This is a genomic window from Ochrobactrum sp. Q0168 (assembly GCF_016427605.1).
In the GTDB taxonomy this organism is placed as follows: domain Bacteria; phylum Pseudomonadota; class Alphaproteobacteria; order Rhizobiales; family Rhizobiaceae; genus Brucella.
Genome location: NZ_JAELXQ010000014.1, coordinates 1 through 19,459, shown reverse-complemented (window position 1 = coordinate 19,459; position 19,459 = coordinate 1). Strand labels below are relative to the sequence as shown.

Sequence of the window (19,459 nt, the reverse complement as noted above, 5' to 3'; positions counted from 1 at the left end):
ACAGCAATGAAAAAGCAGATACTTCTCAACGCGTTCAACATGAACAGCGTGGGGCACATTAATCATGGCCTGTGGACGCATCCGCGTGACAGGTCAACCGACTACAAGAAGATCAGTTATTGGACGTCGCTCGCAAAGACGCTCGAACGCGGATTGTTCGACGGGATTTTTCTTGCCGACATTATCGGTGTCTATGACGTCTATCAGAGATCGGTTGAGCTGACTTTGAAGGAGTCGATCCAGCTTCCGGTCAATGACCCGTTGCTGCTGGTTTCGGCCATGGCCGCAGTAACGGAAAATCTTGGCTTTGGCATCACGGTCAACGCCAATGCCGAGCCTCCCTACACATTTGCACGCCGCATTTCCACGCTCGATCAACTGACCGATGGGCGCATAGGCTGGAATATCGTCACCGGATATCTCGACAGCGCCGCACGTGCTGTAGGGCAGGGCGCATTGACCGCGCATGACACGCGCTACGACAGGGCTGAGGACTATCTGGAAGTGCTCTATAAGCTCTGGGAGGGAAGCTGGAATGACGATGCCGTTCGCGCCGACAAGGCCGCGCGCATCTATGCCGATTTTGCCAAAGTCCGACCGATCCATCATCAGGGAGCGTTCTATCAGATTGAAGGCTATCACCTCTCGGAACCGTCCGTTCAGCGGACCCCTGTTCTTTATCAGGCAGGAACGTCCGGGCGCGGTCGGCGGTTTGCCGCCCGGCACGCCGAATGCATTTTCATCACGGCTACCGACAAGGCCGCGGCCCGTACGACGGCAAGGGCGTTGCGCGAGGCGGTTGTTGCAGAAGGCCGCAAACCAGACGACATCAAGATATTCATCGGAATTTCCATCATTCCAGGACGAACCGAGCACGAAGCGCAGGAAAAGCGCCGGGAATATTTGAGCTATGCCAGCCCGGAAGCGGGACTGGCGCATTTTTCGGCCAGCACGGGTATCGATTTCTCGCGATACGATCTCGATGATGCAATCGAATATGGAACGTCGAACGCGATTCAGTCGGCCACCGAATTGGCGCAGACGAAACGCTGGACCAAGCGCGACCTTCTCAAAGAACTTGCGCTTGGCGGACGTTATCCGTTGATTGCCGGCACACCATCCGTCATCGCCGATGAGTTGGAAAGCTGGATCGACGACGGGGAAATCGACGGTTTCAATCTCGCCCGTACGGTCACGCCGGAATGTTACGACGATTTTGTCGATTTGGTTGTGCCCGTCTTGCAGGAACGTGGTCGCTATAAGACATCTTACGAAAAATCCAGTCTGCGCAACCGTCTCTTCGGTGCCGGCAGCCGCTTGCCGGATTATCATCCCGGCGCGCGCTTTCGGACGTTGAAATAAAATCAAAAGTGTTAAAGCGCTCGAAAGCTTCCACTAGCTGTTTGGTCCTAGCATGTGATGGTTCGGATTGACGATAAAGGCCTCTGGCTTTGATCCAGAGTTCCTGAATGGCTTCATAGGGTGTCTTGAACTTCAAGGCTTTGAGTTGTTTGGCAAAGTTGTATGCAGTCAGCCAATCACGCACATGCCGGCGCATTTCGTTGATGGAGCTGTAGTGGAAAGATTTGACGTTCAGCGGGGAATTGATTCGCCGGATCAATTCCTGTTCCGCTTCACCCTCCTTGATCGTCCGCACCATCCGCTCGGCCTGACCATTGGTCCACGGATGATATGGTTTTGTCAGCCGATGCTCAATGTCGTTTTCAAGAGCGACCCGCCCGAAGATATGCGGGAAAGTGAGGCTCGTACCTTGCTCTCGCTGGACAAATTGCACACCATTATCCGTCAGGATTGTATGAATCCTGTAAGGCACTGTTCTGATCAATGACTTGAGGAACCCGGCTGCCGCCCATTTTGTGGCCTTACGATAAATACGTGCGAACACCAGCTTGCTGGTCCGATCAATCGTGACAAAGAGAAAGCCTTTACCGCCCTCATAGCGGAGCTCGGCAATGTCAATATGGAAGTAGAGAACCTCGTAGTCTTTGAACTTCCTGGGCTTTTCCCCGGTCGCCTTTAGGCAGACGAGATATGCCGTGGCGTGGCAGGCACCGGTGCAGCGAAGAACGGGTCAAATGCGGGATGACATCCTTGAGCGCAATATAGACATCGTCCAACGGTAACAGTGCCTGGACCCGCAGCGCTACGATCGCGGCCTTTTCAACAGGCGCCAGAACCGTACTGCAGCGCTCTTTCGGACCCATGGCATATCTTCGACGGAACGCCTCTTGCGCCACTTCAGGACCGTTTTCTCGTTGATCCCGAAACGCGCGGCGAGCTGCGCGGCCGAAGCTTTCGATCGCTGTAGTTCTGCTCGAATGGCGTGGGTGGTCTTGGCGCTGCCGTGGAGAATTTGGCCCATAGCTCCCTCCGCTGTGTCGGTGACAATTCTACACCATCACATGCTGGGACCAATCAGCTAGAATTTACGTGAGAAAACAAAAATACAACTCTGAGGCACGACCGATCTCATTGCGCTCGCCGCAGCTGATGCTGAGGAAGTCGCTGATAATACAGGAAGCCAGAGCCTTGTACTCGTCGAATTGCATGCGCTGGTTTCCAAAGCCTTGGTATAGCCGGTGTTTCCGGCCAGGATGACAAAATCCACCAGTAGCGGAATACCGTGTTTCAATCCATGGCCCGATCGCCAATCTCTTCCTTCTTCACTACAAACATCTCTCCGCCGCAGATCATCGAGAGCTTCGCTCCCACGCCATTGTAACATGGCGAGGCATCGCCATGTCGATCAGCGCATGAAAGACGGCCTACGGAGAGAGCTGCGTCCGCTCCCCAATTAAGGCGACTCCTCCTACCCGAGTGTTAATATTGAGGTGCTTGGTTTGGCGGTCCGGGCAGGCCATTAAAATCCCGAACCATTTTAACAGGGCACGTCATGCCCGCGGTTGCAATTCACACATATCCTTTCGATTATAATATGTTTGAAGCTAACGGACGCTCGGTTGGAAATATAATCTACCAAATTTGTATAATATAGAAAGACAGGTTGTTCTCTTTTTGAGTCTGCGCCTCTAACGTATCGCTATCAACGACAAGCGTTTTTAGCGAGCGTGTAACATGTCCGTGGAATTCATCAGTATTACCTATCCGAACGCTTCGACCGATATAAATCCTGTTCCGGGGTCTCCGGTCGATCCTCGATATCTCGTTCGTTATGCTAGAGCGCTCGAAGATGCCGGATTTAATTATACGTTGATTCCTTATGAATCGTCTTCATTCGACAATTTCACGATAGGCGCGACAATCGCCGCGAACACGACGCACTTGAAGATTATCATCGCGCTTCGTCCCAACACGATTTATCCGACGGTCGCAGCCAAGGCATTGGCGACGCTCGATCAGTTGTCGGGCGGACGTGTCGTGGTGCATTTCATCGCCGGTGGCAGCGATGCCGAACAGGCACAGGAAGGCGATTTCCTGTCCAAGACGGAGCGCTATGAGCGATTGGAAGAATATATCACCATTATCAAAAGAATCTGGTCGACCACCGAGCCTTTCGACTTTGACGGTAAATATTACCAGTTCAAGAACTTCCGCAGCTCCGTCCGCCCGGTCCAGGCGAACATTCCGGTTTCGGTTGGCGGTTCGTCGCCCGACGCCTACCGGATTGGTGGCAAGGAAGGCAATATTTTTGGCCTGTGGGGCGAGCCGCTTGCCGCGACGCGCCAGCAGATCGACAATGTGAACGCTGAAGCCGTCAAGGCAGGTCGTTCCGACCGCCCGCGTATCTGGGTTACTTTCCGTCCGATCATCGCGGAAACGGATGAGTTGGCCTGGGCCAAGGCGCACCGCATTCTGGATCGCCTGAATGCCAATCATGGTGGAGCAAAGCGTCCGCAACCGCAGAACATCGGGTCCCAGCGTTTGCTCGAACTCGCCTCTCAGTCGGAGGTGCACGATAAGGCATTGTGGTTTGCTCCGGTCGTCGCCACCGGTGCGCGCGGTGCTTCCACAGCGCTGGTCGGCAGTCCCGAAACGGTTGCTCGTGTCATTCTCGATTACGTCGATCTTGGAGCCGAACTCATCTCCATTCGCGGTTATGACAATCTCTACGATGCCATCGATTACGGGCGTTATGTCCTGCCGCTGGTGAGAGCCGGTCTGGCGGAACGCGGCCTTGGCCCGTCCAGTGTGGCGGCGGAATAAGCGAAACCGGCTGGCATATAAATTTCAGCATTCACAGGACGAAGACATGACGCCTCCACAAGCCCATCCCGGGGTTGTGAGTCTGGCCACGCCCGACGTGCGCCCGCTGCAACTCGACAGGCTCGATGCCCCGGACGGAATTGTCCAGGCAATTGCCGAATATGCGCCGGTTCACGATGCAGAGGGGTCGTTCCCCTCGGAAACAATCGCCCTGCTGCACGATGCCGGCATTCTGACTGCGACTGTTCGGCCCGAACATGGCGGACGACATGTCGGCGTCGCGGAACTGGTACGTCTCGTTTCGACGGTTGGATATGGCGATCCGTCGGCGGCGTTGATCATGCTGATGAATCTGCAATTCCATGCCGCGCAGGTCGGTGGCAACAAGCGGGCGGTCGCTCCGCATTTGTACCGTCGGCTTCTGGCCGAATCCTACGAACGACCGACGCTGATCAATGCTTTTCGGGCAGAGCCGGACCTCGGTGCGCCCGCACGCGGCGGGCTTCCGGCAACCAAGGCGCGCTATAGCAGCGAGGGTTGGGTACTGTCAGGGCGCAAGATGTTTTGCACGGGGTCAACAGGTCTCAGCTATCATCTGCCCTGGGCGGTGACTGATGAAGCGACGCCGCGCGTTGCAGAATTTGTGGTTCCCGCCAAGGCACCGGGCATTGAGATCATACCGGCCTGGGATCATCTGGGTCTGCGCGCGACGCAGAGCCACGATGTGGTCTATGACGATGTGTTGGTGCCGCATGACCATATCGTCAATCCGGAGGTCATCACTGCCGAGACGAAGCAGGACGCGCGCGCCGTCGCACCGACCGTGCTGCTGATCCAGTCGCTTTATCTCGGTGTCGCCAGAGCCGCACAGGATGCATTTGCGCGCTTTGCCCATCATCGCGTGCCATCCGGTCTCGGTCGGCCCATTGCAACCACGGAACGTATTCGCACGGTTGCTGGCGAAATCGAGCTGAATATCATTCAGGCGGAATCGCTGCTGTTTCATTTTGCGGACCGGATGGATGCAGGCGACGAGACGGCTTTCCGTCGTGTGATTGCGGCCAAGGCCGCGATCTCGGCCTCGCTCATCCGTGCCGTCGAGCTTGCTGCCAAGGCGCTCGGCAATCCGGGAATTTCCCGCGCCAATTCCATCGAACGCCATTTCCGCGATGTGCTGTGTTCTCGCATCCATTCGCCACAGGAAGATTCCGTCCTTCTCACCCTCGGTACCGAAAGCCTGAACCGGTACGCTCCAAACAAAGGAACTGCTCAATGACCCGTATTCTCAATGACTCCGGCCGCCTCAAGCTTATTCTTGCCGATGGCATTCTCGATGTCGCCAAGGCCAGCGATGGACGCTTTGCCTCCGATCCGCAGGCAATCTATGCGCAGTGGGATGCATTCGTCGAATGGGCGACATCGGCTACCCGTTCTGCGGAAGAAGCCCGCCCGCAGGGCAAGCGGATCGGCTCGCCGGTTTCTGCTCCGCGCCAGATCATCGGTGTTGGCCTGAATTATCACACGCATGTTCGCCATTCCGGGCTGAAGACCCCGACCGAACCCGGTGTGTTCGCAAAATTCCTGACTTCGCTTGCCGGTCCCAATGACGAAATCCCGCTGCCGAGCGAAGCGGTTTTCACCGAGGCTGAACTGGCTGTCGTGATCAAGCGCGAAGGTTTTGAGATCAACGAACGCGATGCTCTGGATTATCTCGCCGGCGCAACCGTGGCGCAGGACCTTCTCGATCCCGCATCGGTAGTGAGGGTGCCGACGCTTGAGGGCAATCCCGGCGCAACCTATCTCAACCCGTCCAAGTCGCTGGCCGCCTTCACACCGATTGGCCCGGAACTCGTTTCGCTCGACGAAGCGGGCGACCTTGGCAATCTGGGCATTGAACTCGACTTCAACGGCACGCCGGTTCAGCGTGGCAATACCAACGATCTGATCTTCGCCGTGCCGGAACTGATTGCCCGTCTGTCGCGCAAGCTGCGCCTGCTGCCGGGCGACGTGATCTTGACGGGTAGCCCGGATCGCGTTCACGGGACCGAAAAGCTGGCCTTGAAATCCGGCGACCGTATTCGCGCCGCCGTCAGCGGTCTCGGCGAACAGCAGTCGGTCGCCGTTTCCGTCGTCCGCGCGGCAGCCGCCTGATAGGTTGTCCATGAGCACGGTCGTTCTCCAGAAACTCGACACCAGGCCGCAACAAACGCTGGCTCCTGCGCGCCTGCTCGCGCCCCGGAATCTGCTGCGGTTCGTATTGCCGGTGGTGGCACTTGCTGTCTGGCAGATCGGCAGTGCTACGGGCCTGATCCATTCACAGACCTTCCCCTCGCCGGGGGAGGTCGTCAGCGCCTTTGCCGAACTCGTCGAGACGGGTGATTTTCAGGCCGCTTTACCGGCATCGTTGCTTCGGGCCGGTGCCGGCTTGGGACTGGGACTTCTTATCGGGATCGCCTTCGGTTTGTGGACCGGGCTGTCGCGTCTGGCGGAAGAAGTGTTTGACTCTTCTTTCCAGATTGTTCGCCTCGTGCCGTTCATTTCGCTGGTTCCGCTCTTCATCATCTGGTTCGGGATCGGGGAAGCCCCGAAAATCTTGCTCATCACGCTCGCCTGCGTGTTCCCCGCTTATCTCAATACCTATGCGGGTGTTCGCAATGTCGACAGCAAGCTGGTGGAAGCCGCGAGAACGTTCGGGCTTTCTCCCCTTGAGATTACCTGGCAGGTTCTGCTGCCGGCGGCGCTCCCCGGCGTGCTGGTGGGCATACGCTATGCCATGGGTGTCTCGCTCCTGGCGCTCATCGTTGCCGAGCAGACCAACAGCCGTGCCGGCATCGGCTATCTGATATTTGTCGCAAGCGGCGCCATGCGCATCGACCTGATCGTGGCCTGCGTTCTCGTCTACGCCGTGCTGGGCGTTCTGATCGACCTGATCATGCGTGCCATCGAAAAGCTCGTCCTGCCGTGGAGATAATCGAATGACCATTGCCGCCAACGTCCATCCCCTCGTCAGAAACGACAGCGCCTTGGCTTTTCAGCCAGTGGAAGAGGCTGTTCAGAAAATCCGCGCGCCAATTGCACCTCCTGTGGCGTCCCCGGTTGCATCTCTTGGGCAGGTCTCGAAGAAATTCGGTGATCAAACCATTCTGGATCATGTCGATCTGACAATCGGGCAGGGCGAGTTCGTCGCCCTGCTGGGGGCCTCCGGTTCCGGTAAGACGACCTTGCTGCGCATTCTCGCCGGCCTTGACCACGCCAATGAGGGCGATGTTCGCGTGGCGCAAAATCGTTCGGTCGTCTTTCAGGAACACCGTCTTCTGCCGTTCCGCCGGGCCTGGCGCAATGTGCTGCTTGGTGCCCGTATCAAGGGTAATGCACGCGCCGTCGCTCGCAAGGCGCTGGCGGAAGTCGGCCTCGAAGCCAAGGCCGACTCCTGGCCGAAACATCTTTCGGGCGGCGAGGCGCAACGCGTTGCTCTCGCCCGAGCGCTGGTGCGGGCGCCGACCTTGTTGCTTCTGGACGAACCTTTTGCAGCACTCGATGCGCTGACCCGCATTCGGATGCACGCGCTGGTCGAGGGTCTCTGGCGCGAACATCAGCCTGCCGTGTTGATCGTCACGCACGATGTGGACGAAGCCATTCTTCTGGCCGATCGCATTCTTGTGCTGAAAAATGGCCGGTTCTCGCTCGATATCGCCGTGCCGCCACAACTCGTCCGAAACCGATCCGCGCAGGAACGGGCCTCTGAGGAAACTGCATCGTTGCGGCACCGGCTGCTCCGCGAGCTTGGCGTTTCCGTTCCGGAAAACGACTGACGATACACAATGACAGCTAAAAGCCCCATTATAAGGAATTTCGATATATGAACTTTATCTTGTCCAAGAAAAACAGTGGGGATCAGCGGGCGAAGGCCCAGCTTCTCCGCGCCGTGACATTAAGCCTTTCGGCATTCTCGCTGGCGGCCGTTATAGTGCAGCCCGGTCAGGCCGAAGAGGCAAAGCAGATTACGCTTGTGATCGGCCAGAACGGTCAGGAACTGCAACCAACATGGGAAGCGTCGGGCATCTGGAAGGATGCGCCCTATAAGATCGAATTTGCAACCTTCCCGAATGCGGTCGAAAACGCGACCGCGCTTTCGGCAGGCAAGGTCGATGTCAGCTACTTCGCGCAGTTCACGGCCATTCAGGCACAGGCTGCGGCCAATCCCGACTGGACGAAGGACACGGTGCCTTACAAGTCGATTGTGGTTGCCGCGACTGCCGATCCGGTTAATCACGAACGCTTCGTCACCGTGGCATCCAAGGACTCCGGCATAACGAAGCTGACCGCCGATGCCGTGCGCGGCAAGCGTTGGGCATCGTCGCCGGGCGCAACCAACTATCTCCTCTATCTCCAGTCGTTGAAGCATCTCGGCCTGACGCCCAAGGATGTCGTGCCGGTGACGCTGAACAATGAAGCGGGCGCGCTGGCCTTGCTGCACGGCGAAGTCGATCTGGTTTCGGGCGCAATCGATTCCTACGGTCCGGCAATCAAGAACGGTGCGACGGTGATTGCCAAGAGCGGCGATGTCGGTCCGGGAAGTCCGGGCGGCTTGCTCGCCAATTCAAAATCGCTGGCCGACCCGGCGAAAGACGCGGCCATTCGCGATCTTGTCCGTCGTTATGTCGAATATCAGGACTGGTACAACCGTCATCCGAAGGAAGCCAAGGAGGCGCTGGTCAAGGTTCGCAAGCTGACGCCGGAAAATGCCGATTTCATCTGGTCCTACACCCGTGTTCTACCGCTGCCCATTGATGAGGCACGGATCGATGAGGCGCGCAGCATCGCTGAGGTCGTTTACGGCTTCGGCGCGCTGAGCAAGGCGATTGACGCGTCGTTCGCCTACGATAACCGTTATGGTGATACGATTCTCGAAACGTTGAAGAAGATCAATTTCGAAGCGAATCTCAAGGATTCGCTGGCCACGCAATAAGGACACTGTCATGACCCGCTATGTCATCATCGGCGCCGGCGCTGTTGGCGCCAGCCTCGCCGCCCAGTTTCAAAGTGTCGGCATCGATTACGCTCTTGTCGGCCGGGGCGAGCAGATCCGTCATATCCGCGCGCATGGCCTGACCTATCAGCGGCCTTCCGGAACGCAGACTGTCAAATTGAATGCCTATGACACGCAGGAGCCGCCGGCTCTGACCACGGACGATGTGCTGATCCTCGCTGTGAAGGCGCAGGACGTCGAGGCTGCGACGGCTTTCTGGTCCCGCCAGCCGCTGGAGAACAGCTCTGAAACAGCAGGTTTCAGGCTGCCTCTGGTTACGCTTCAAAACGGTCTTGCTGCCGAGGCGGTGGCAAGTCGACGTTTCGCGCATGTTTATGGCGCGAGTATCCTGACACCGGCGCGCTTTACTGAAATTGGCACCGTTGTCGCTGGCGGTTCGCCGCAGGTGGGAGCGGTCGTCGTTGGTGTTTATCCGTCGGGCGAAAACGAGACAGCAAGAAAAATCGGCGCTGATCTTGCTCGCGCAAACTACCTCACAGAGGTTCGATCCGATGTGCAACGCTGGAAAGCAGCGAAGCTGGTTTACAATGTGAAGAATGTTCTGGAGATTTTCTCCGGCGACGTGGAGGCGCTCTCGAACTTTGCTGATCGGTTATCTCAGGAAGCGACAAGGGTTCTGAAGGCGGCGGGCTATGATATTGCCGATCCGTCGGAGCGTCGCGTCAGCCTCGCCGGATGGGGGCTTGCGGCTGACAGTGGCATTAAACCCGGCCAGCAATCGACGTGGCAGAGTTTTGCGCGTGGGGTGCCCAATGAGGTTGATTACCTGAATGGCGAAATTGTCCAGCTCGGACGAATTCATACTGTGGATACGCCCTATAACAGTGCTGTGCAGGAAGCGGCGACGCGTTTGGCGCAAAGCGGCAAACGTCCGGGCTCGATCACACTCGATGATATCAATGTGATTATCGGTCAGGTTGCTCGGGCTGCATGAGTGTAACCGGAATGGTCCACTTTGACGCGGACGATTCGCTACAATCAATAAAGGGAACCGAACTTTCGGAAAGCTGAATGAGAGCTTCAATTCGCGACCAAATTCTAAATGTAGCAGGCGCATTGTTTTACAAGGAGGGTATTCGCGCCGTCGGCGTGGACCGTATCATCGAGGAAGCAAGTGTTGCCAAAGCAACGCTTTATCGCCATTTTCCATCGAAGGAGCATCTCGTCGCGGCTTATCTGAGCGAGCGACATGAGCGCGTTCTTCAATCCCTGGAAGATGTGCTCGTCGATATATCTGAACCTCGTGATCAGCTCCGCATCATTTTCGAGCGGCTGCACGAAAAGGCCGACAGTCCTGAATTTCGGGGTTGTGCCTTTGCGCTGGCGGTTGCCGAGCATGGAGAATCCGAACGGGTCGTCTCCATCGCACGCGAACATAAGCGTTCCGTCCGGGACATATTTGCCCGAATTCTCACCGGTGCCGGAATTTCCGAAACCGCGCCGGTCGCGCATCTCGCGCTACTTTACGAAGGGGCACTGGCGACGGTCGCCGTCAATCGTAACCCAACCCACGTTCTTGCTGCCAAGGATGCTGCCCTCGATGTCTTCGATTGGTCCTTCAGGCAAGCGAATGGAAACAACTGAAATGGCTGTCATTGAATTCTACTTCGGGATCGGTTCACCCTGGGCTTATCTCGGTCTTGCTCCCCTTCTGGAAATTTCCCGACGGTTCAATATCGGTATCCGACCGATACCGATTTCCCTGATTGAAGAAAATGGGGCGATCTATTCCCGTAACCGTCCAGCGGCGCGTCGTGCTTATTGGCTGACCGATTTGAGCCGCTGGGCCGCGGTGCGCGGCAAGACCTTGAAACTTCAGGATCGTGCCGGTCTGTCCGATCCGACGCCCGCGGGCTTTCTCGTCATCGGGCATATTCTGGATGGCGGCGATTGGGCCCGCTTGACCGCCGTGCTTCAGAAGGCATTCTGGGAAGACGGTCTGGACATCGGTCGGGCGGAAGTTCGGCGTCATATTCTCGATGCGGCTGGCTTCGATGCGGCAGCTCTGGAAGAGCGGGCCGGTGCTGCGGATATTCAGGCAACATGGAAATCCAATTACGAAGAAGCAAAGTCGCGCGGTGTCTTCGGCCTGCCGACATTTCGCTTCGAAGGCGAACTCTATTGGGGGCAGGACAGCCTGCCATTTCTGGAGCGCCATCTGGAGAAGATCAAAGCGGCGGCCTGAAAAGCGGCTGGTTGACCGGCGAGTTCCGCCTCGCCAGAACCCTTTCCATCTTCGAACGCGGGGATGCGCCCATGCACCCGGCGATTGAACGAGATACATCCCCTATATATCACGGAGGCTAGCCTATGAGCGCGCTCCCACAAGAATTCACCGATGCGCTGTCCAGGCGGTTCGGTGACCGTTTTTCGCTATCGAAAGCCGTTCGCGAGCAGCATAGCCGCGGTGAATCCCACCATACGGGTGTCGTGCCTGATGGGGTTGTCTTCGCGCAGAGCACGGAAGAGGTCTCATTCGCCGTCAAGCTGTGCGCCGCGCATCATGTGCCGATCATCGCTTTCGGAGCGGGTACATCGCTGGAAGGGCATCTGATTGCGGTTCGCGGCGGTATTTCGCTCGATCTGTCGCGGATGAACGCTATCGTGCGGGTCAGCCCGTCTGATATCGACTGTGTGGTACAAGCCGGTGTCACACGCGAAGAACTGAACGCCCATCTGCGCGATCAGGGACTGTTTTTTCCCATCGATCCGGGTGCCAATGCCTCGATAGGCGGCATGGCGGCGACACGCGCTTCCGGCACGAACGCGGTCTGTTATGGCACGATGCGCGAAAATGTTCTGGCTCTGACGGTCGTTCTGCCTGACGGACGGGTTGTCCACACCGGAACCCGCGCCCGCAAATCCTCCGCAGGTTACGACCTGACGCGGCTTTTTGTCGGTTCGGAAGGCACGCTTGGCATTATCACCGAAGTCACTTTGCGCCTGCACGGTATTCCGGAAAGTATATCGGCAGCACTCTGCTCCTTCGAAGATGTCTTGCAGGCGGTGGAGACGGCTATCGCCGTTGTCCAATTGGGTATTCCGGTTGCCCGTATGGAGCTTATGGACCGTGGATTGATCGCTGCCGTCAATCGTTATTCGGGTCTCGATTTGAAGGTCGAGGATACGCTTGCCTTTGAGTTTCACGGATCGTCCGGAAGCGTCGAAGAGCAGGTGCAACTCGTGCGCGATATCGTGAAGGACAATGGCGGGCGCGATTTCGAATGGGCGAGTTCGCCTGAGGAACGCAACCGGCTTTGGAAGGCGCGGCACAATGCCTTTTACGCGGTCGTGTCGCAGCGCGCGAATGCCAAAGGTTGGTCGTCGGATGTGTGCGTGCCGGTTTCGGAGCTCGGTAATGTCATTCTCGATACACGTAAACTACTGGAGAACTGCAGCGTGCCTGCGGCGATTCTGGGGCATGTGGGCGACGGCAACTTCCATGTCGTTTTCGCTGTCGATCCCGACAATGCGGCGGAACTGGAGGAAGTCGCACAGATCAACAAGAAGATGGTGCGAAAGGCCATTGCCGTTGGCGGAACCTGTACTGGCGAACATGGTGTCGGTACTGGCAAGATGGCCTATCTGCGAGAGGAACATGGCGATGCCGTAGACCTCATGGCGCTTATCAAACAGTCGATTGACCCAATCGGGATCATGAATCCGGGCAAGATCTTCGAAATCGCGAATTGATCGAAATTGTAAAACTCAGGTCTGTGCCGGTGGAGGTCATCCACCGGTATTTTGTTTTCGGCCTCAATGAGCGGAAACGCCGAGCGCTTCGAGAAGCCTTGACCGGTGACGAATGAACTCAGGTTCGGCCCGGCTTCGGGACGGTGGCAGCTTGACCGGCTCGTCCAGCACGATGCGCCCGTCATGCAACACGATGGTTCTGTCGGCCAGAATAATGGCTTCATCGACGTCGTGTGTGACCAGCAGGACTGCGGGCGCGTGGGCTGCACACAGATCGCGAAGCAGTTTGTGCATCACGATCTTGGTCAAGGCATCGAGCGCTCCGAAAGGTTCGTCCGCCAGCAAAAGCTCCGGCTCCCGCACCAGTGCGCGCGCCAACGCCACGCGTTGCTGTTCACCGCCCGACAGATCGCCCGGCCAGGCTTGTTCGCGCCCGGCAAGCCCAACTTCGCGCAGAGCCGACAGGGCAAGGTCGTGACGCTTGTCTGATCTGACTCCAAGCTTGATGTTCGGCAGCACGCGCTGCCATGGCAAAAGGCGCGCATCCTGAAAGATCACGCTGGTGGCGTCAGGAACCGTCAGCCCGCCTTCAATATCGGGGTCGAGGCCAGCCAAAGCGCGCAGCATTGTGCTCTTGCCGGAACCGCTATGACCGAGCAATGCAACGAATTCGCCGGGTGCGATTGTCAGGTCGATATTGTCGAGTACAATTCGGCCTTCGAAACGTCTGGTTAGCCCCCGTACCTTGACGCCATTTTTCTGCGCTGTCAGCGAAAAGTCTTGCGCCATGAGAGCACCTTCGTTTCAATGTGTCTGAGAACAGTATCGGTTGTGAGGCCGAGCAAGGCATAGACGACCAGCCCGACAGCGATGATATCGACCTGACCGTTCTGACGCGCTTCACCGACCATATATCCGAGGCCGCTGATGGTGTTGGATTGCTCGACGACGACCAGAACCAGCCATGCGCTGACGGCTGACAGGCGCAGACCGGTGAAAAATCCCGGCAACGCACCGGGCAAGACGACCTGCCAGACAAACTCCCAATGCGTCAGCCGAACCGTATGGGCCAGCTCCACATAGCGCTTGTCGACGCCTGCGATTGCAGCCGACGTGTTGATATAGACCGGTATCATCGTGGTCAGGCAGATGAGGGTAATCTTCATCTGTTCGCCAAGACCCAGCCAGTAAATGGCAAGCGGAATCACGGCCAGAACCGGCGTTGCCCGCCATATCTGCAAGGGCCCATCTACGAGAGCTTCGCCCCAGCGGCTGAGCCCGGAAATGAGAGCGAAAACGATGCCGAATAACACACCCAGACTGAGCCCGGTGATCGACCTGTAGAGAGAGGCGCGTAACGCCTTCTGCAATACGCCATCGGCCAGCAATTGCCACGCTCTTGCCACCACCTCCCAGGGGGCGGGCAGGGTTCTGGGATCCAGAACCCCAGCCGCCGATGCTGCTGCCCATATCAGAAGCAGAAGCACAGGGCCCAGCAGTTTCAGGAAAGGTATCGGCTTTTGTGTCTCGACACGGATCGTACCCCAACCGCTCATAGGCCTGCATATTCCTTCGCGGCAGCCTGATTGATGGCGTCGAAGCGATAGTCGAAATAATCGGCGATCTTGAGGCCCTGCGGCAATTCACCAGCTCCGATCATGAAATCGACAGACTTTTGCAGTTCGGCGGCCAGATTGGCGTCGAGATGCGGCACTTCCGTCTTGCCTTCCAGTCCGGCCAGCTTGCGCGCCGTCGCGGGATCGTAATTGCGCAGCTTGACATAGACGGCTTCCGCATACTCATCGAGATGGTCGTCCTTGTAGAGCTGAGCGGCAGTCCACAAGCCGGCAAATTTGACAATCGCTGCCGCTTTGCCGGGGTCTTCAAGCGCGCTGCGGACCGCATAAATCGGGCTGAGGCCGCTGCCCTGATTGATACCTTCCGGCAGCAGATGAACTCCTTCGTCCTTCAGTTCCGCTTCAAGCTTCAGGCGGAGTGCCGCCACAAGTACGGCTGCATCCACTTCACCTGCCCGAAACGCATCGGCAATGTCGGGTACTGCTACATTGATGAGCTGTACATCGCTGGGTTTCAGGCCGGCGACGTCGAGCACCTTCAGAATATAGACAGACATCATCGTGCCCTTTGGATAGGCAATCTTCTTGCCTTTCAACTGGCTGACGGAAGTAATGTCGCCGCGACCGGGCGCGGTGTAGAAGCCATAATAGTCGCGGGTGTTTCGTGTATAGCCGATATTGTAGAGTTCGGTGCCCTGTGCCCGACCGAAAGCAGTGGCGATATCCGCACCCCAGCCGACATCGGCAGCCCCCACACGCAACGATTCAAGAACGAAATTGTTGCCATTGAAGTTTTGCCATTCAATTTCAACATCTTTTTCCAATTCGGCCAGCCCGCCCGAAAGCCGCAACAGCGTGACATTGGTTTCATTTTGATCGGCGATGCGAAGTTTTGTTCCCTTCGGAATATCCGTCGGCAGTGGATCGGTCAGTGAAATCGTTCCTGTCGCTGCGCCCGCCGATCCCATATAAAGCGTTGCTCCTGCGATTGCTGTGCCGATAAGGAAATGGCGTCTGTTCATGGAAAGCTGCATGGACTATCTCCTGCGTAAACTATGCTGTGACTGAAGATGAGAGGTTGCCTGACTGTCGCACAAGGGATTGGGCGGCACGTTGAGCGAGCGCAATAACGGTTAAGGTCGGGTTTGGGGCAGGGCTGGTCGGAAAGGCGGAAGCTCCTACGACCCAGAGCCCGCGCACGTCCCAGGACTGGAGGTTTGAATCGACCACGGATGAAGCTGGATCGCTGCCCATGATGGCGCCGCCGGTCGCATGAGAATTGGTATAATGAACGGTATCGTAATGTTCGGGCAGTTGTGTGCCGCTTTTGCTAACGTCTGCTCCGGCCTGTTTGAGGATATTGTCCAGAGTGGTCCCAACGGCGCTTACCATGTTGCGGTCATTGGGCTGCCAGTCGAAGTTCAACCGTAGCAACGGATCGCCCCATGCATCGCGATAGGTAGTGTCGATATCCAGATAACGATGCTTGTGCGGTGCCACTTCCCCAAGCATCGCTACACTGACAGCGCGTCCCACATGCTGCTTGAGAGATTTTTGCCATCCGGTTCCCCATTGGGGTGCATTGTCAGGTACGGTCGGGAGCTCGCGCTGGAGATTATAGAGACCTGTTACCTGTATACGGGTGCCGCCGACATAGTTCGCCGTTTTGTCACGCCCCGGATCGAAATCCGAGTTTGCCCATCCGGCGATTTTTGAGGAAGGTTCTTCAAATATCGGTTCGGGTAGAAATCCTTGCGACGATACACCAATATGATTGGCGTAATGGCGTCCGACCAGCCCCCCTTCGTCGGGTGAATAAGCTTTGCCGATCCTGGATAAGAGCAGCAGCCGAACGTTGTTCAATGTCCAACTGCACAGGGCCACCATCGGCGCAAGAACTGTCTGCCGCTCACCATGTTCGTTGGTATAGGTGACGCCGTTTGCGCGGCCACCGGAATGCAGGACGCGATGAACGTGACCCGAACGCAGGTCAAGGTTGCCCGTCGCAACGGCGGCAGGCCACAGGGTATTCAACGGTGTGGCAAGTGAATAGCCGTGTTGCGGATTGACGTTGCGTGTAATGCCAAGCGGGTTCGTATAGGGTTCCAGACTGAGCGCATTTGGCATTTCCGTTACGGTCAGGCCGATTTCCGATGCCGCCTTGGCCAGATGCGCCAGCTTCGGAGAAAGATCGAGTGGCTTTCCGGGCAAAGAATGGGAGCGCTTGTAATTTTCGGACGGCAGACCTCTGGTTGAGGCGACACCGAGAACGGCTTCGGCCCAAGTATAGTGCGGTTCGAGGTCATCGTAGCCAATTGGCCAGTCGCGGTAGTCGAGATCTTCAGCCCAAGGTTGTTGAAGGAGATCGCCATAATGGGTCTTGGAGGTAAAGCCATGAGGATGGAAGCGCGCACTGATGCCGCCCCACATCAGACCTGCGCCGCCAAGTCCGCGCCCGGCCAGAAAGGTGCCCAGCGTTCGCATCGGAAAGGATTGGCCGGTCCGTTCGTGTCTGAGCGTGAAGGTTTCCTGCACAGGATCGGGCAGACGCTTTGCCGGAAAGCCCGGCGACCGTGATTTGTAAAAAATATCGGTGCCTATAAGGCCGGTGATCTCACCTTTTTCGAGAACGAGCGTCTTTAAGCCGTTGCGACAGGCATCGGTGGCAATGACAGCGCCGGTCCAGCCGCCCCCGACAACAATCAGATCGCAATCTCTGCTCATGCTGTCAGCTCCGAGGTAATCGCGCGATTGTCTGGCTGCGTGCGAGCGTCCGATTGATCGAGCCATTGCCAACCGAGTGCTTTATGCTCGGCAGTACTCACAAAAAGCGCGTCATAGATGAGCTGTCGGATTAGTGCGAAGGCCGTCGAAGCGACCTCATCGGACGCGGTTTTGTCGCCAAGCACCTGAAGCAGAACTGACTGCGCGTTTTCGTTATCGAGATCGGAAAAGAACCGCGAAGTAATCGTCAATGCATGACGATCCAGCACGCGCAGCAATTCGACAACGAAATCACGTGGGCTGCGTGGGTCTTGCCAGCCGGCAGCAGCGATTGCATCCGGCTGAAACGGCGGTTGCCGATAGGCGTTGAGCCCCAACCCCCAAGGCGTATTCAATTGAGCGATCACTCGCGCATTCAGTTGGAGAGCCAATTCAGTATCCGGCGCACTCAAGGGCCAGATGAGCGTCACTAATTTTGACAGACCGCCGATCCTGTTGCTGTCGTATAGATTGCTCATTGGCAAACCCTTCGCGCAGGAGTTAGGCCACCAGAGATTCTTGCACGAAATCCGGCAAGACGGCGACAGTGCGCTGTTCGCTGATGCCTGGGATGGATGCGCGAACCACATCGCCCGGGCGCAGATTTTGGGCTTCCGTGCCCTCCACGCGAGCTGGGCTGCCCGTCAGAATGACATCCCCCGGTAAAAGACGCATTTTATGGGACAATCGCGAAATGAGCGCAGGTACAGAAAACACCTGATCGGACGTATGGCCGCGCTGGATCGGCACTCCATTGACGTCGAGTTCGATAGAAAGATTGGCCAGATCGCCGACCTCATCGAGCGACACCACCTCCGCACCAAGTGGTGTAAAGCTCGCGCGGGATTTCGAGGGGTTGATATAAACCACTGCGGAGGAACCGTCAGCTGCGGCGACCTTTACGACCGAGTTGCGGTCGTAAAGATCCTGAGCCACCGTGATGCCAGCAATATAATCGAGTGCGGCGCTTTTATTGACACGATAAGCTTCGCGTTTCAGGACGATTGCCAGCTCCGCTTCCGTAAAGACAAAATCGCTTGGCACTTCTATATTCGAGTATGGACCAGAAAGCGACGTGATGAATTTGGCGAAAACTCCCGGCTCTTCAGGTGCCACAAGGCCGGAATGTTGAAGATGGGAATGATAGTTCAATCCCACTGCTACGATCTGCCGAGGGTTTGGTACAGGAGTTCCTATCAATGTTGCTTCAGGATGGGGTTCATCAGCTTTTCGCTTATTCGACGAAGCCCAGTCAATGAAGGCGTCCCAGTGCTCGTAGATACGTTGCGGGTCGGAGGAAAAACGTCCATCGCTAGCTCTCTCGACATCGACTATACCATCGGCCAGTTTGAGTTTCAGCCTGCCGGAAACATTCACTACGCGAGTCATTTTGGGCATTTCCCTCTCTTGAAAGTGATTGTGAGAGCTTAACGAAATACCGCAGATTGAGAATGACCAGTCTTTCTATTGTCTATTAAAATAGTAGATTATATTTCTTCATCTTTGGAATGATAACGGAACGCTTTTCGATGTCCGCCGAGCAGAAGTGCGCCAGCCTTCAATGTAAGTTGCGCAATATTTGATGGTCATGAAACGGCTATCAACAAAATTAACGGAGCGGCCGGACCATGCCAAGTTCGCAAAGTCCAGGAGATCAAATTTGGGGTGGTGAGACGTCCGCGAACAGCACAACGCTGTAGAGAATAATTGAAAGTACACTAGTGATTAGATCACAGCGATTGGACATTCGTCGCCATATTGAAGAATCTTAAATTTACATTAGAAATCGAGTTCACGCTAAGTGACTTGAGGAGCTTTGTAAGGATCGCAAGACTAGGTCATTAACTTGATTCTTGACTGGCAATCAGCACATCACCAACGGCCGCGGCTAGGGCACTCCGTTTACGGCGAAGGACGTTGTCGTTAGACATAGTACGTCACAACCTATGTCGTCATATCCATCGGGATTGAACAGAAAAGAGATCTTTCTTCGAACACGCATACCCTACTAGGTCGTAGACTCATAAAGTGATGCACCAGATGCGGATAGCGATGAGTTTGACAGCAGCGAGGAAATTGGCCGGGTTCTTATCATAACGTGTGGCAATACCACGATAGTGCTTGATGCGGTTAAAGAAGCGTTCGACCAGGTTTCTCTGGCGATAGACCCATGGTGAGAACGCGAAGACGT

General features: G+C 56.6%; 17 protein-coding genes and 2 pseudogenes. 11 read left to right on the top strand and 8 right to left on the bottom strand.

Annotated elements, in window-relative coordinates; genetic code table 11:
- Window positions 1-6 precede the first annotated feature (6 nt).
- Window positions 7-1,362: an LLM class flavin-dependent oxidoreductase gene (locus JAU75_RS18775; RefSeq protein ID WP_199057986.1), complete on the top strand. Its 1,356-nt coding sequence runs from the start codon at window positions 7-9 to the stop codon at window positions 1,360-1,362.
- Window positions 1,363-1,395: 33 nt separating this feature from the next.
- Here JAU75_RS18775 and JAU75_RS18770 read toward each other — a convergent pair.
- Window positions 1,396-2,383 (bottom strand): annotated as a pseudogene (locus JAU75_RS18770) (IS481 family transposase).
- Window positions 2,384-3,096: 713 nt separating this feature from the next.
- On the opposite strand from JAU75_RS18770, the gene JAU75_RS18765 reads away from it, so the two are divergent.
- From JAU75_RS18765 to JAU75_RS18720, 10 genes are all read left to right on the top strand, one after another.
- Window positions 3,097-4,185 carry an LLM class flavin-dependent oxidoreductase gene (locus JAU75_RS18765; RefSeq protein ID WP_199057985.1) on the top strand — a complete coding sequence of 363 codons (1,089 nt, stop codon included), beginning with the start codon at window positions 3,097-3,099 and terminating at the stop codon, window positions 4,183-4,185.
- A gap of 46 nt (window positions 4,186-4,231) precedes the next feature.
- On the top strand, window positions 4,232-5,461 hold the full coding sequence (locus tag JAU75_RS18760) for an acyl-CoA dehydrogenase family protein (RefSeq protein WP_199057984.1): 1,230 nt from the start codon (window positions 4,232-4,234) through the stop codon (window positions 5,459-5,461).
- Window positions 5,458-6,336: a fumarylacetoacetate hydrolase family protein gene (locus JAU75_RS18755; protein WP_199057983.1), complete on the top strand. Its 879-nt coding sequence runs from the start codon at window positions 5,458-5,460 to the stop codon at window positions 6,334-6,336. Before JAU75_RS18760 ends, JAU75_RS18755 begins: the two co-directional genes overlap by 4 nt.
- 10 nt (window positions 6,337-6,346) lie before the next feature.
- Complete coding sequence (locus JAU75_RS18750; protein ID WP_199057982.1) at window positions 6,347-7,156, top strand: ABC transporter permease; 810 nt, start codon at window positions 6,347-6,349, stop codon at window positions 7,154-7,156.
- An 88-nt stretch (window positions 7,157-7,244) separates the two neighbouring features.
- Window positions 7,245-7,997, top strand: coding sequence for an ABC transporter ATP-binding protein (locus tag JAU75_RS18745; protein ID WP_371836212.1), 753 nt, complete (start codon window positions 7,245-7,247; stop codon window positions 7,995-7,997).
- Window positions 7,998-8,044: 47 nt separating this feature from the next.
- On the top strand, window positions 8,045-9,154 hold the full coding sequence (locus tag JAU75_RS18740; protein WP_199057980.1) for a PhnD/SsuA/transferrin family substrate-binding protein: 1,110 nt from the start codon (window positions 8,045-8,047) through the stop codon (window positions 9,152-9,154).
- A 10-nt stretch (window positions 9,155-9,164) separates the two neighbouring features.
- A complete protein-coding gene (locus tag JAU75_RS18735) occupies window positions 9,165-10,169 on the top strand; it encodes a ketopantoate reductase family protein (protein WP_199057979.1) in 1,005 nt (334 codons plus the stop codon).
- Window positions 10,170-10,246: 77 nt separating this feature from the next.
- Window positions 10,247-10,819, top strand: a complete 573-nt coding sequence (locus JAU75_RS18730) for a TetR/AcrR family transcriptional regulator (protein WP_199057978.1) — start codon at window positions 10,247-10,249, stop codon at window positions 10,817-10,819.
- Between the two features lies 1 nt (window position 10,820).
- Window positions 10,821-11,420, top strand: coding sequence for a DsbA family protein (locus JAU75_RS18725; RefSeq protein WP_199057977.1), 600 nt, complete (start codon window positions 10,821-10,823; stop codon window positions 11,418-11,420).
- 125 nt (window positions 11,421-11,545) lie between these two features.
- Window positions 11,546-12,928: an FAD-linked oxidase C-terminal domain-containing protein gene (locus tag JAU75_RS18720; protein WP_199057976.1), complete on the top strand. Its 1,383-nt coding sequence runs from the start codon at window positions 11,546-11,548 to the stop codon at window positions 12,926-12,928.
- 63 nt (window positions 12,929-12,991) lie between these two features.
- Here JAU75_RS18720 and JAU75_RS18715 read toward each other — a convergent pair whose 3' ends face one another.
- The 7 genes and pseudogenes from JAU75_RS18715 to JAU75_RS18685 all read right to left on the bottom strand — a co-directional run.
- Window positions 12,992-13,717 (bottom strand): ABC transporter ATP-binding protein, encoded by a 726-nt coding sequence (locus JAU75_RS18715; protein ID WP_199057975.1) that lies wholly within the window; start codon window positions 13,715-13,717, stop codon window positions 12,992-12,994.
- Entirely contained in the window at window positions 13,696-14,484 is a 789-nt protein-coding gene (locus tag JAU75_RS18710) for an ABC transporter permease (protein ID WP_199057974.1), read from the bottom strand. The genes JAU75_RS18715 and JAU75_RS18710 overlap by 22 nt, the downstream gene beginning before the upstream one ends.
- The gene (locus JAU75_RS18705) at window positions 14,481-15,539 is read right to left on the bottom strand and encodes an ABC transporter substrate-binding protein (RefSeq protein ID WP_199057973.1); all 1,059 of its coding nucleotides are present in this window, start codon (window positions 15,537-15,539) and stop codon (window positions 14,481-14,483) included. Before JAU75_RS18705 ends, JAU75_RS18710 begins: the two co-directional genes overlap by 4 nt.
- Before the next feature lie 19 nt (window positions 15,540-15,558).
- The gene (locus JAU75_RS18700) at window positions 15,559-17,229 is read right to left on the bottom strand and encodes a GMC family oxidoreductase (RefSeq protein ID WP_199057972.1); all 1,671 of its coding nucleotides are present in this window, start codon (window positions 17,227-17,229) and stop codon (window positions 15,559-15,561) included.
- Window positions 17,226-17,747 carry a hypothetical protein gene (locus JAU75_RS18695; RefSeq protein WP_210339352.1) on the bottom strand — a complete coding sequence of 174 codons (522 nt, stop codon included), beginning with the start codon at window positions 17,745-17,747 and terminating at the stop codon, window positions 17,226-17,228. Before JAU75_RS18695 ends, JAU75_RS18700 begins: the two co-directional genes overlap by 4 nt.
- A gap of 22 nt (window positions 17,748-17,769) precedes the next feature.
- Window positions 17,770-18,657 (bottom strand): fumarylacetoacetate hydrolase family protein, encoded by an 888-nt coding sequence (locus JAU75_RS18690; RefSeq protein ID WP_199057970.1) that lies wholly within the window; start codon window positions 18,655-18,657, stop codon window positions 17,770-17,772.
- 632 nt (window positions 18,658-19,289) lie between these two features.
- Window positions 19,290-19,459, bottom strand: a pseudogene (locus JAU75_RS18685) (IS5/IS1182 family transposase); the annotation flags it as partial.